The 12,581-nt window shown below is 47.0% G+C and carries 8 protein-coding genes; 3 read left to right on the top strand and 5 right to left on the bottom strand.

The window, feature by feature from the left end; genetic code table 11:
- Positions 1-97: 97 nt before the first annotated feature.
- Positions 98-1,159, bottom strand: a complete 1,062-nt coding sequence (locus RTV33_RS02750) for an ABC transporter substrate-binding protein (RefSeq protein ID WP_312641300.1) — start codon at positions 1,157-1,159, stop codon at positions 98-100.
- A 255-nt stretch (positions 1,160-1,414) separates the two neighbouring features.
- On the opposite strand from RTV33_RS02750, the gene RTV33_RS02755 reads away from it, so the two are divergent.
- A complete protein-coding gene (locus tag RTV33_RS02755) occupies positions 1,415-2,830 on the top strand; it encodes a phosphoglucomutase/phosphomannomutase family protein (RefSeq protein WP_312641302.1) in 1,416 nt (471 codons plus the stop codon).
- 14 nt (positions 2,831-2,844) lie between these two features.
- Here the strand turns inward: RTV33_RS02755 and RTV33_RS02760 are convergent, their stop codons facing one another.
- A complete protein-coding gene (locus tag RTV33_RS02760) occupies positions 2,845-4,587 on the bottom strand; it encodes a phospho-sugar mutase (protein WP_312641304.1) in 1,743 nt (580 codons plus the stop codon).
- A 301-nt stretch (positions 4,588-4,888) separates the two neighbouring features.
- Here RTV33_RS02760 and glp point away from each other — a divergent pair, with 301 nt between their 5' ends.
- Together glp and RTV33_RS02770 are read left to right on the top strand one after the other, a co-directional pair.
- A complete protein-coding gene (gene glp / locus RTV33_RS02765; RefSeq protein WP_312641307.1) occupies positions 4,889-6,160 on the top strand; it encodes a gephyrin-like molybdotransferase Glp in 1,272 nt (423 codons plus the stop codon).
- Positions 6,161-6,694: 534 nt separating this feature from the next.
- The gene (locus RTV33_RS02770) at positions 6,695-7,954 is read left to right on the top strand and encodes a uroporphyrinogen decarboxylase family protein (protein WP_312641309.1); all 1,260 of its coding nucleotides are present in this window, start codon (positions 6,695-6,697) and stop codon (positions 7,952-7,954) included.
- 88 nt (positions 7,955-8,042) lie between these two features.
- Here the strand turns inward: RTV33_RS02770 and RTV33_RS02775 are convergent, their stop codons facing one another.
- From RTV33_RS02775 to RTV33_RS02785, 3 genes are all read right to left on the bottom strand, one after another.
- The gene (locus RTV33_RS02775; protein WP_312641311.1) at positions 8,043-9,617 is read right to left on the bottom strand and encodes a response regulator; all 1,575 of its coding nucleotides are present in this window, start codon (positions 9,615-9,617) and stop codon (positions 8,043-8,045) included.
- A gap of 23 nt (positions 9,618-9,640) precedes the next feature.
- The gene (locus RTV33_RS02780; protein WP_312641312.1) at positions 9,641-10,429 is read right to left on the bottom strand and encodes an alpha/beta hydrolase family protein; all 789 of its coding nucleotides are present in this window, start codon (positions 10,427-10,429) and stop codon (positions 9,641-9,643) included.
- 112 nt (positions 10,430-10,541) lie between these two features.
- A complete protein-coding gene (locus tag RTV33_RS02785; protein ID WP_312641315.1) occupies positions 10,542-12,347 on the bottom strand; it encodes a histidine kinase in 1,806 nt (601 codons plus the stop codon).
- Positions 12,348-12,581: the final 234 nt, after the last annotated feature.

Here is a 12,581-nt window from a genome sequence, read left to right on the forward strand (position 1 = left end):
AAGAATGCCGCGCGGACAAAAGAGAAAAGCCCTTCTGCCTGCGCGGCACTTCGCACGTTATTATAAGATCCGTAATATTATCAATGCGGGCTTTTGTTTAACCAACAATAACATCTTTCCACATGTTCATAATTTCTTCCTTCTGTGAAGAAGCCCAGTCAAAATCGTAATCGACGAGTTTGACATCCTGCATAGCGGGCAAACCTTTGGGGGCGTCTGTATCGGTTCTAACGGGTCTTCTGCCAAAATCCGCTGCCATCATGCTTTGGCACTCTTTGCCGAGTACAAAGTTTGCAAAGATTTCGGCATTGGCTCTATTTGCGCTGCCTTTCACAATTGCAATACCGTCGGGAACAGCAGAAGTGCCTTCAGAAGGATAAATAATGCCAACATCTGCACCGGCGTTCACGTATTTGATTGCCTCTTTTTCCAAAGTTAAACCAATGGCATACTCACCGTCTGATACTTTTTTGTATACGTCACCGGACGAACCCAAAATTTTACCATCCAGATTTGCAACAAACTGTTTGATGAACTCCCAGCCCTTGCCGTCATCCTTGCCAAATGCGGTGAGCATTGTGCAGAGAATGGTATAGGAAGATCCCGATTTTGCAGGATCGGCATAAGCGATCTGGCCTTTCCATTTCTCATTGGTGAGATCTGCCCAGCCCTTGGGAACATCGTTTTCGCCAACAAGCTTTTTGTTGTACATCAGTATCATCGGCAGTGGAGATTCACCTGTCCACATACCGTCTTTGCTGACATAGTTCTGGTCAATATTTGCCATATCGGTAGGGGTAAAGGAATCAAAGTAATCGGTATATGCTGCCAAAGAGTCGGCGCCGCCACCCCAGAACACATCACAAAGCGGGTTTGCGCTCTCGGCCTCCACTCTTTTTAAGAGCTCGCCGGTTCCGGCCGCAACCAGGTCAACTGTAATTCCGGTTTTTTCCTGGAATTCTTTGATGCCGGCGTTTAGGGGATCAGCCGGATGAGGAGAATAAACTGTGACGTGCTTGCTTGTATCTGCTGCCGGGGCCGGAGTAGATGCGGATGGATCCTGCCCGGATGGAGCGGGTGTGTTTGAGCTACCGGCACAGCCTGCCATAGTTCCAGCGATCATAGCGGTTGCCAACAATGCACTGAGAAGCCTTTTCATAATAAAATCCTCCTAATTAGTTTTTGTTGCATATAAAAACAGTACTGGGTTTGCGCTTATCGTAATTTCATTATTACATTTTCTAATTGTAAATACAATGTGACAAATATGTACTTTTGTTTAAAATACCATCATGTTGCATAAAAAAATTAAATTATATCAAAAAAACTGTGCATTCTACTGCAATGCTGCTTGTGTTATTTGCAATTGGATGCTAAAATAACACAAGCATCCGACTACACAGGAGGAATTGTTATGATAAAATTTGGTACCGGAGGGTTCCGTGCAATTATCGGGGAAGACTTTACCAGAGAAAACTTAGAGCTGATTTCGCTTGCGCTGTCTCGAATCATTCGCAAGAAGGGTGTTCAGGATAAGCCTGTTATCATCGGTTATGACCGCCGCTTTTTGTCGAACCTCGCATCACAGTGGATGTCCTGCGTATTTGCAGCGGAACATATTCCTGTTCACCTTATTGATTATAATGCGCCCACTCCGCTGATTATGTATCAAGTAAAAGACGAGGGTGCGCATTACGGTATGGCGATTACCGCAAGCCATAACCCCGCGGAATACAACGGAGTAAAAATTTTTACCTCCGGCGGGCGCGATGCTACGGAGGAAATCACCGACCAAATTGAAGCGGAAATAGCAACGCTTTCCAAAGCGGACATTCGCATTGTGGATTTTGCAGAGGCGGTTGCAGGCGGAAAAATCTGCAGGATCAACCCGCAGAACAACTACATAGACAGCATCCTTAATCTCATCAACATCGATGCCATCAAAGAAAAAGGGCTGAACATTTTACTTGACCCAATGTACGGTGTGAGCAAAACCACGCTGCAAACCATCCTGCTCACCTGCCGCTGCAATGTGGAGGTTATTCACGACCGTCACGATACGTTGTTTGGTGGTCGTTTGCCCGCACCCAACAGCGAAACCCTGCGCCATCTTTCACAATTGGTGGTGCAGGGCGGGTACGACATGGGCATCGCCACAGACGGCGACGCCGACCGCATCGGGCTAATCGATGCCAGCGGAGAATTTATCCATCCCAATGACATATTAGTGCTTCTCTACTACTATCTGCACGAATTTAAGGGGTGGCAGGGTGCAGTGGTGCGCAATATTGCCACTACCCACTGTCTGGACAAGATGGCGGAAAGCTTTGGCGAAGCCTGTTATGAGGTCCCTGTGGGCTTTAAGCATATCTCCTCTAAAATGGAAGAAACAGGCGCGCTCATAGGCGGTGAATCCTCAGGCGGATTGACGGTGCGCGGGCATATTCTGGGTAAAGACGGCGTTTATGCCGGTGCCTTATTGACCGAGATGGTCAGCGTTATTGGTAAGCCCCTCTCCGAAATACTGGCGGATATCCATCAGAAATATGGAAGCTTTATTATGAGTGAATTTGACTGCCATATGAAGCAAGAACGCAAAGATGAGCTGCAGCACCTCCTCTTTGAGGAAAAGCATTGTCCCGACTTTGGTATGGAGATTGAGAAGATTTCGTACATGGACGGGTGTAAGGTGTATTTTAAAAACGGCGGCTGGATTATCTGCCGCTTCTCCGGTACGGAACCTATGCTGCGTATTTTCTGTGAGATGGATACTCAGCAGGAAGCCGACCGAATTAACCGTGTCTTTCAAAATTATCTGCATTTAATCTAAAAAGTGGGGCAGCTTTAAAGCTGCCCCACTTTTTTGTTAACCTGTTTTTCGTATTGGTTGGGATTTGTTTCATGGATAACTGAGTGTATGTAGCCCCGAATAATATTGCCCTGTGCTTCGGCTTCGGTTCGTGAGGCCCCCACCGCAGTTGTGTAGATTTTTATCTTGGGTTCTGTTCCCGAGGGGCGCAGTATAACTTTGCAATTGCCATTGAGGTGCAGACACAGCATGTTGGTTGCCGGTAGATTTGAACCGCTCGGCTGGCGGGAATAATCTGTGACACTGCATACGGCAATGCTGCCAATCATCTCAGGCGGATGTGAACGGAACAGCTCCATCAAATCGGATATATACTGATCGCCGGATGGCCCATCAAAGGTGAAGCTGTCCAAACTGTGGAGATAGTACCCGTATTCCTCATACAGACGCTCACGCAGTTCCAAAAGCGAAAGTCCGTGAGATTGGTAGAAAGCGGCCATTTCACAGATGAGCATAGAGCCCAGCACGCCATCTTTGTCTCTAACATAGCTACCGGATAAATAACCATAGCTTTCCTCAAAGCCCAATACAAACCGGTCAGCGGAGGATGTGCGCTCCAAATATCCAATTTGCTCACCAATAAATTTGAACCCGGTGAGCACATCGATGACAGATACCCCATGTTTTTTGGCAATAGGGTATACCATATCGGTGGTAACCACAGTTTTGACAGCAATCGGATTCTTTGGAAGAGTGCCACTTTTAAAGCGTTGGCTGCAGACATACTCCAGCAACAAAGCACCCATTTCGTTGCCGGATATCAGTTCATAGCTGCCGTCGGTAGCTTTTACTGCAGCGCCCACACGGTCACAATCAGGATCGGTGGCAAGCAGCAGGTCTGCATTCGTTTTTTGGCAGATGGCGATACCTTCTGCCAATGCGGACTCAACCTCGGGGTTGGGAAAGGGGCAGGTGGGGAAATTACCGTCGGGTTTTTCTTGGCTTGGTACTACGGTAACATCTTTTACCCCAATGCGGGAGAGAATTTGTGTAACGCAGCGCAAACCGGTTCCGTTGAGCGGTGAATATACAACCTTCAGGCTACAGTCAGATGGTATGGTGTGGATCTGCTGTTGCCGGACGGCGTCCAGATACGAGTCGATAACATCCTCAGAAATATAGGAGATAACCCCGCTGACCATAAGCTGTTCAAAAGAATCACAGACGAGGGGGCAGAGTACATCAGTTTTCTCGATTTCGATTCGAATAGCTTCAGCAGCCTCCAAAGTAATTTGGCAGCCATCCTTATTGTAAATTTTATAGCCGTTGTACTGGGCCGGATTATGACTGGCAGTGATGACAATCCCGGCGGTACACCCCAGTTTCCGTACGGCAAAAGAAAGAGCTGGCGTTGGCATCAGCTCGCGATAGATATGCACCTTAATTCCGTTAAAGGCGAGCACTCTTGCCGCTTCTTGCGCAAAAAGCTGGGATTTTATACGGCTGTCATAGGCAATGGCAACACTTGGCGTACAAGAGCGTTGCAGCAGATAAAGTGCCAGTCCCTGTGTTGCTTGGCGTACGGTATAGAGATTCATTCTGTTGGTACCGGCACCAAGCTTGCCGCGCAGTCCGCCTGTTCCAAAGTCAAGGTTACGGTAGAAGCGATCCTGAATATCGGTTTCATTGTTTGCAATACGCTGCAGTTCGAAAGAAAGGTCACTGTCCTCTAAGTTGCAGGAAGACCATCGGTTGTATTCACGGATGACATCGCTCATTCTCATTCCTCCAAAAAGTTGTTCCCAATTGCCTGTGACTCCATTAAGTTTGAGAAAACAAAATTGTTTTGGCGTCATGATACCACGTCCTTCAACATTTTGTAAATGGTACATGCGAAGAACCGGATAGAACATAGACACCATTTTTACAGTGATATCGCCGGTGTGAGTGCTCGAAGGCAACAACTGCATTAGCAAATAATCTTATTACCGCAGCGGAGGTGCGACGGCCAGAAATGTTGACAAAATTGTATCAATAAAGCTATACTAGAACAATACAAATTAGAAGGATACAATAGAGATGTGCAAAGAGGGAAGAGAGGATTACAAACAGATGAACCATACCATGGCAGAAGGTCGGGAATGGCCGGTGAAAATTGAAATTGAGCAGGCGCTGGAGGTACTTTTAAAGGATGTGCGTCCTAAAAGAGAAAAATGTGTGGTACCCCTGATGCAGGCGTTGGGTAGCTGCGTGGCGCAAGACATTTATGCCCCGTTAGATAACCCCCCATTTGACCGTTCTCCGCTGGACGGTTATGCGGTATGTGCGGAAGATGTAGCAGATGCTAGCTTCGAATGTCCTATCAACCTGCCGGTTGTGGGCAGTGCCTTCGCAGGTGTACCGTATGAAAGCAAATTTGAGCGTGGGCAGGCAGTGCGCATTATGACTGGGGCGGTAATGCCGCAGGGAAGCGACTGTGTGATTCGCCAAGAGGACACTGATTACGGTGAGGAGAACGTGCAGATTTACATTGGAGTACCGCGCCACCAAAACTATTGCTTTCAGGGGGAGGACGTTGCTCGGGGCACGTTGATGATTCGTAAAGGCGAAAGGCTGTGCGCCGCGCACATTGGTATGCTGGTGGGGATGGGAATTACCCAAGTGGAGATTATCGAGCCGTTGCGTGTGGCGTTGGTCTGTACTGGGGATGAGCTATGTGAACCCGGTCTGCCACTTGGCCCCGGTAAAATTTACAATAGCAATCGTTGGCTTTTGCAGGCTCGTCTACATGAGCTGGGCATCGAGGCAGTAACTTGTGTCACTTGCGGTGATTCCACCCATCAGATCGCAGATGTAATCCGGGAGGTGGGGCATGGTGCGGACGTGATTCTCACCACCGGCGGGGTTTCGGTTGGCTCGCGTGATATGCTCCACCAAGTAGTGGATTTACTGGGCGCAAAGCGTCTGTTCTGGCGCATCAAGGCGAAGCCGGGCAGCCCGCTGCTTTGTTCGGAATACGACGGTAAGCCGCTCATCTGCCTTTCCGGTAATCCGTTTGCGGCATTTGCCACCTTTGAGCTGTTTGCACGTCCTGTCTTTGCAAAGTTAATGGGTGACAATACCTACCTCAGCCAAAAACGTGAGGCGGTATTTCAGGGTAGCTTTAACAAAACCAGCAACACAAGGCGCTTCGTGCGCGCTTGCTACCGTGAAGGCAAGGTTTGGTTAAGCAGTAACAACCACTCTTCGGGCTCACTGGCCTCTCTGGTGGAATGCAACTGTATGCTTGATATTCCGGGTGGGCATGCCCCGCTTCAAGGAGGAGAAAAGCTGAACGTTTTGCTCCTGTAATCCACTTTGCCTGCGTGTACAGGGGCACCGCATAGGCGGCATCAAGCAAGACGGCCACAAGTCTGATGCAGATGTTTCGAAGTACCGATTCTTACCGCCACTTTTCAAGGGCATTCCTGTAGTGGGGTTGGATGACCGAGTGCATTCAAAAAAGTTGGATACGCGCATCGGCAGCTGGAAGATTGTCTGCAACTGCCAGTGGCTGAATTAAGTGCGGGAACAGGTACATACTTTGTACTGCATTTTCAGGGTACTGTTCGGAGCTAGGTATAAGCCATCATCAAATCCCCACGCGAAGCGTGGGGATTTTTGTTAATTTCATTATTATGAGTAAAACTTTTAGAGGCGTGCCATAAAGTTAGGGGCGCATAAATCAAAAGAAAGTGTGCTTAAATAAAAAGCAGGATTTCGACATTTTATGGTTGCTATTGTTAATGCTTTTCTTGATGTTTTTTCCTATACTATAATTATAATATTAAAATTAGCTTAAATATTATAATTTTGCCTAAGGCTTGGCAGAAAGAGGGACTGTTTATGAATTCGAGAGAGCGTGTTTTGGCTACGATTAATCATCAGCAACCGGATAGAGTACCAATTGATTTAGGTGCAACCGGGCAAACAGGTATCAGTGCAAGCACATTGTACAAATTGCGTGTGGCGCTTGGGCTAGAGCAGCATCCGGTACATGTCAGCGAGATTTATCAGATGCTGGGTGAAGTTGAGGAGGACTTGCTGCAAAAGATTGGCGCGGATGTAATAGGCATCAATTCCCCTGTCGATTTATTGGGCTGTAAAAGCACAGGGAAAAAGCCGTTTTTTATGAGTGATGGAACTCCCGTTCTGATTGGTGATAAGTTGGAGTATGAAATCTGTAAGGATGGTTCTATACATATGTATCCACAGGGTGACAGAACCGTTCCACCTTCGGCTAAAATGCCAGCAGGTGGTTTTTTCTTTGATAATATCGACCGTGTAACTGAATTTGATGAAGATAATTTAACCCCGACAGAGGATTTCAAAGATTCCTTCAGCATCATGACGGAGGAAGACGCTAAGTTTATAGAACAAAGATCGATTCACCTGTTTGAAAACACCGAATATGGCATTATTGGTAATTTAGGTGGTGCCGGATTCGGCGATTCCGCTTTGGTGCCGGGGCCTTATGAAAAACACCCAAAGGGTATTCGGCGCTTTGACGATTGGCTGATGGCACATTTGATTTTTCCTGATTATATTAAAGAAGTTTACGAGATGCAGACACAAGTTATGCTCAAGAACTTAGAAATCTACAGGCAAGCAGTAGGCAACCGCATTCAAATAATTTGGATTAGCGGTACTGACTTTGGTACTCAAAACGGTGCATTTTACTCGAACGAAACATTTCGTGAGTTATATAAGCCCTACTACAAACGAATTAATGACTGGGTGCACAAAAACACCGAGTGGAAAACCTTTTATCATACATGCGGCAGCGTTGTCGATTATCTCGATGACTTTGTTGACATGGGTATGGACATTTTAAACCCTGTTCAGCTTTCAGCAAAAGACATGGATGCTTGCATGCTGAAAGAAAAATATGGAGACAAACTTACCTTCTGGGGCGGCGGCGTTGATACACAAGCAACCCTTCCATTCGGTACGCCGGATCAAGTTTATAAACAAGTACTGGAACGGTTGGATATTCTCTCAAAAAACGGTGGCTATGTGTTTAGTGCCATTCATAATATTGTGGCAAAAACCCCGATAGAAAATTTAATCGCAATGTTCGATGCTGTTCATCATTTTAATGCATGATTGAAACCCTCAGCCAAGGTATTATAACCGTGGCTGAGGGTTTTCTAATAAGAATGCTTACATCAGAACAATGGATTATGATTGCACGCTATTTCAGTATTGTATAAAGATCGCGATATTCTTTGGGGCTAACCCCTACGCTGCGCTTGAAAATATTGTAAAAGGTTTGAGGGTTATTAAAGCCAAGCATCCCCACTAAATCGGAAATACGAGTGTCATCGCGGCAGAGCAGCTCCTTGGCACGTTCAATGCGCAGCATGCGGATGTGCTCGTTAACGCTTTGCCCTGTCTCCTTTTTGAAGATCTTAGCCAAATACACCTTGTGAATATTAAATGTATCCGCAATCGTATCCAGGCTGATGTCTTTACAATAATTCTCGCTAATGTAACTTTTTATTCGCTGTGTACGAGGGCTGTGCATTAGCTGCTCTTGTTTTTGTACGGCAGTAATTAACATGGCAAAACGCTCTAAGTACCAGGTGCACATCTTATCCACGGTTTCCAGCTGCTCCACAATGTCCATCGAGACGGTATCGGTACAAAATACGTCGCGATAAGAGATTTCGTTTGCCGAGCAGCCTTGAGTGAGCATGCCAAGCAGCACGGTGTTGATATGCTGAAGATAGTTGTACTGCTGCATGCCTTGCAAGTCTTTTTTGTAAAGAGCAGAAACTTCACGGGAAAGCAGCTCAATGTCGCTGTTTTCTAGAGCGTTTTTTACTTGTTCTATGCGCAACTCCAGTATTTCAAGCTGTGCGGCACGGGATCCGCTTTGCGCAGGATCGAAATAAATGGTACGCCCCTTACCGAAGAAGGCGCGACTGCTCAGCGCTTGCTGTGCCTCATCAATGGCCTGACACAAGGCGATCGGCTCCTTGCTGGGGCAGCTGACGCCAACCGTTACATGGTGAAAAGAAAACTGTTCCAGAGCAACTCGAATGTCTTGAATAATATTACAGCGGCGATTAAAGAGGCTCATCCGGCTAAAGTCCTTTGCTACAAAAGCCAGTACTAAAAAAACGCTATTCTGAATTTGACAGACTTCGCCGCCGTCGAAGCCCTGCAAAATCTGCCGTATTTCGGCTTCAATGCTTCCGGAAACATCGGTGACAAGGTGGGCTGGGTCTTCCGGTTTAATCGCACAGCAGAAAAACGACTGCCCCTGTTGTAGCAATGGCTGCAACAAAGCGGTAATTTGCGAAGGTGAAAGGTTCTCCCTTAGAGCGCGGCTTAAAAGGCTGGGCTGTGTTATGGGCAAAACCGGCAGCTGAGATGTAGGCTTTGGTTTTGCCCCGGAAGAGGGAATGCGCAGCAGAATGTCCAGCAGGTCGGACGAGGTGAGGGCATCCTTGATCAGATAATCCAACACACCAAGCTGAATTGCCTCACGGGCATAGAAAAAGCTTTCGTGACAACTGAGAATGACGATGTCCTGCGTTGGGGAAATAAGGCGGATTTTTCGAATTAACTCAAGCCCATCCATTACCGGCATTTGTATGTCGGTGATAATGAGGTCAGGGCGGTGTTGCTCATAAATAGAGAACGCTTCCGCACCGTTGCGGGCTTCTAGGGGTGCAAGAAAGCCTGCTTCGGTCCAATCCAATGTCATTTTCAGCAGCTCCCGAGCGGGGCGCTCGTCGTCTACAATCAACACGGTTTTCATAGCAAAGCCTCCTTTTTGTTTTATTATAGATATTTCTCGCTGAATTGTTTTTTAGGGGTGGAGTCTGGAGAAAACCATAGGTTTAAAACGCGGTTCAGCTGTGTATCCCAAAAGTCCCAGTCGTGTGCACCAGGAGAAGTTTCAAAACAGCAGGGGATTTGCCGTGCATTCAGCCACAGCTGAAATTCTATATTTTGCGGATAGAGAAAATCTTCTGTTCCAATGATAATATGCGGGGCGGGCAGACTATCGGGGAAATGAGCGGCAAAGGTGCGCAGGTCAAACTCTGCGGGATAAGGGGTACCGTCGGGGGCCAGCCCGGCAAGATCGAAATACATGCCGCCTTCGCCCAATACTGCCGCGGTTTCATCTACCGAAATTACGGGGGAAAAGGCGGCGCAGCCAGCGTAGCGGCTCGGATTTGCATAATAGCACTTTAACGCGCCATACCCGCCCATAGAGTTACCGGCAATATAAGTGTGGGAAGGGTCGTTTTCCAGACGAAACAGCCCGGCAATAATTTTGGGAAGCTCCTGCGAGACATAGGAAAAATAACGCGATCCATGAGGAACATCACAATAAAAACTGCGGTGCCCCTCCGGCATAATAACCGCAAGGTTATGAGCTTGGGCGTATCGGCAAACCGAGGTGCCTAAAAGCCATCCGGTATAACCGTCGGTTAAACCGTGCAGCAGGTAGAGCACCCGTTTGGGGGCTTGGGTAAGGGTATTATACCCATCGGGTAGAAAAACAGCGAGGTTGGTTTGCATGCCGAGGCATTCGGAACGTACAGAGCCTTGAAACAGAGCCATAAAAGATCCTCCAAATATGTAATTTAATTGCCTTAATATTGATCGATGAGGGTGTGTACAACTTTTTGCTGTTTTAGAAGAAAAGATAAAAACACTTCTGCACAGATCATTATTAATCGGGTGAGCAGATATCATCTGGCCCGTTAATTTTGACCGGAATGGAAAAACCAATGCTGGTACCGCGCCCCACCATGCTCTGTACCACAAGCCTGCTGCTGTCACCATAATTGAGTACAAGCCTTTCGCTCACATTTGCCAGACCAATTTGGTTGTAGCCACGGGCATTGGGTAAGATGCCATCCAGAATAAGGCACAGCTTATCCGGCGGGATACCGGCCCCATCGTCCCATATGGTAATCCACAGGCGGTTTTCTCCGGTGCGCGCGCTCACCACAATTTTTCCGCCGCCTACAGGCACAATACCATGAAACAAAGAGTTTTCTACCAGAGGCTGCAGAATTAGCTTGGGAATCATAACGCCCCGTGCGCTTTCGGATATATCGCAGCTAAAATCCAAATCCACGTCATAGCGTTCCAACTGGATACGGATATAGTGGTTGAGATTTTCAATCTCTTCAAGCATGGTAATCAGCATATGGTCAGTGGACATGCTGGTACGCAGCAGTGAGTTAAACGAAACGATCAATTCGGCGAGTTCTTCCGCCCCCTCGCGTTTTGCCATGTACTTCATTGTGTTGAGAGTGTTGTGAATAAAATGAGGGTTGATTTGAGATTGCAGAAGATCAAGCTGAGATTGCACCATAGCCACCTCAATCTTTTTCTTTTCCTCCTGTTCGGTAGCTACAACTTCGGTAAGATGGCGCAAAGAACGTACCATCGAGTTAAAGCCGTTTATCAGGCCGCTGATTTCGTCTATGGTACGCAGCGGTGCCACCTCGGGCAGCAATCCGTGCCCTACCTCCTCCATTGCAAAGTCAAGTGTGCGGATGGGGTTCGTGATATGATGAGAAATAGAGAAGCTGACACAAACCACCAGCACCAACACCAGTACCGCGACAATGAAAATAATCGTGTAGAGCCCCGCGATAGGGGACAAAATGGAGTGATAATCCATCAATCCCACGATGCGCCAATTGGGATAGTTTGTAAGGCTGCAGCCGTAAATGGCATAGGGGCGTCCCTCCAGATAAACGACCTCACCTTGAACGTACTCCGTGCGGAGAACGTCCAGGTCTTCTACCAATGGGGGCTGGGTTTGTAAGATAATACTGTTGTTTTCATCCAGTACATAAGTATGCGCAAACGTATTGGAAAACAGCGTTTCGAGTTCATTGAAGATACTGTATTTGGTGAGATTAATCGCGATATAGCCAAGATCTTCGTAGCTCTCTCCGTCGTAATAGCGCCCAAAATAGGTGATGGTATTGCGGTCGCTGTACTGTGCATTTTTGATCTGCATGGGAAAGGTGCAGGGCGCAGAAAAACGCCCGGTTAACTGGGATAAAAGGAAGCGTTCAAACTCGGGGTTGTTATCAATAATCTGGTTGTAGGGGGGAGCAGCATAAATTGGGTCAAGAATGCGTCTGTCGGATGAAATCGCCACAATAGAACGCACATTGGCAGTGCGCTGTCCAGTGCGATTCAGTTCGTTTTTGAAAGAGATTAGATCGGTAAGGTTATCTTCTTCCGCTCCATTGTGCTGTCCACGCATATAAGCCTGCAATGTTTGGTTGTTGATTAACGAAAAATGCAGGGAACGTATTTCCGACAGGGTATGATCCAATGTAGTAGAGGCAAGACCGAGCTTTTGCCCCACAACCATGTTCATTTCAGCAGATAGCTTATTTGAAAACAGATGGGTGATTACGAGTATCAGAACTGCAAAAGCTGCAATGAATACAACGGAGAAATAGAATGTGATACGTACACTTAGGCGGCGGATGGATAGCTTTTTCATAGAAAGTCCGATTCCTTTCACTATGCTGAGGGCACAAAAAGTTTAAGAAATAAGCCCTTAACAGCACAGTGAAAAAATTGGTAAGGGCTTTTTTATAAATTTAGGGCGGGGATAGGTGTAGTGAACAAATCACGTTATCCGCCTAATTGTTTTTATGATAGCACAAAGTATATCAGGAAACAAATGGGCGAATTTTTAAAACAAAGGCTTAAAATTCGCTTGCAAAGCGGGTTG

It is taken from the genome of Hydrogenoanaerobacterium sp. (assembly GCF_032017025.1).
Classification (GTDB): Bacteria; Bacillota; Clostridia; order Oscillospirales; family Ruminococcaceae; genus Hydrogenoanaerobacterium.

What these genes read in the sequence shown, in the direction of transcription:
- RTV33_RS02750 (WP_312641300.1), bottom strand. Translation starts at nt 1,159, where the DNA reads ATGAAAAGGCTTCTCAGTGCATTGTTGGCAACCGCTATGATCGCTGGA.
- RTV33_RS02755 (WP_312641302.1), top strand. Translation starts at nt 1,415, where the DNA reads ATGATAAAATTTGGTACCGGAGGGTTCCGTGCAATTATCGGGGAAGAC.
- RTV33_RS02760 (WP_312641304.1), bottom strand. Translation starts at nt 4,587, where the DNA reads ATGAGCGATGTCATCCGTGAATACAACCGATGGTCTTCCTGCAACTTA.
- glp (WP_312641307.1), top strand. Translation starts at nt 4,889, where the DNA reads ATGTGCAAAGAGGGAAGAGAGGATTACAAACAGATGAACCATACCATG.
- RTV33_RS02770 (WP_312641309.1), top strand. Translation starts at nt 6,695, where the DNA reads ATGAATTCGAGAGAGCGTGTTTTGGCTACGATTAATCATCAGCAACCG.
- RTV33_RS02775 (WP_312641311.1), bottom strand. Translation starts at nt 9,617, where the DNA reads ATGAAAACCGTGTTGATTGTAGACGACGAGCGCCCCGCTCGGGAGCTG.
- RTV33_RS02780 (WP_312641312.1), bottom strand. Translation starts at nt 10,429, where the DNA reads ATGGCTCTGTTTCAAGGCTCTGTACGTTCCGAATGCCTCGGCATGCAA.
- RTV33_RS02785 (WP_312641315.1), bottom strand. Translation starts at nt 12,347, where the DNA reads ATGAAAAAGCTATCCATCCGCCGCCTAAGTGTACGTATCACATTCTAT.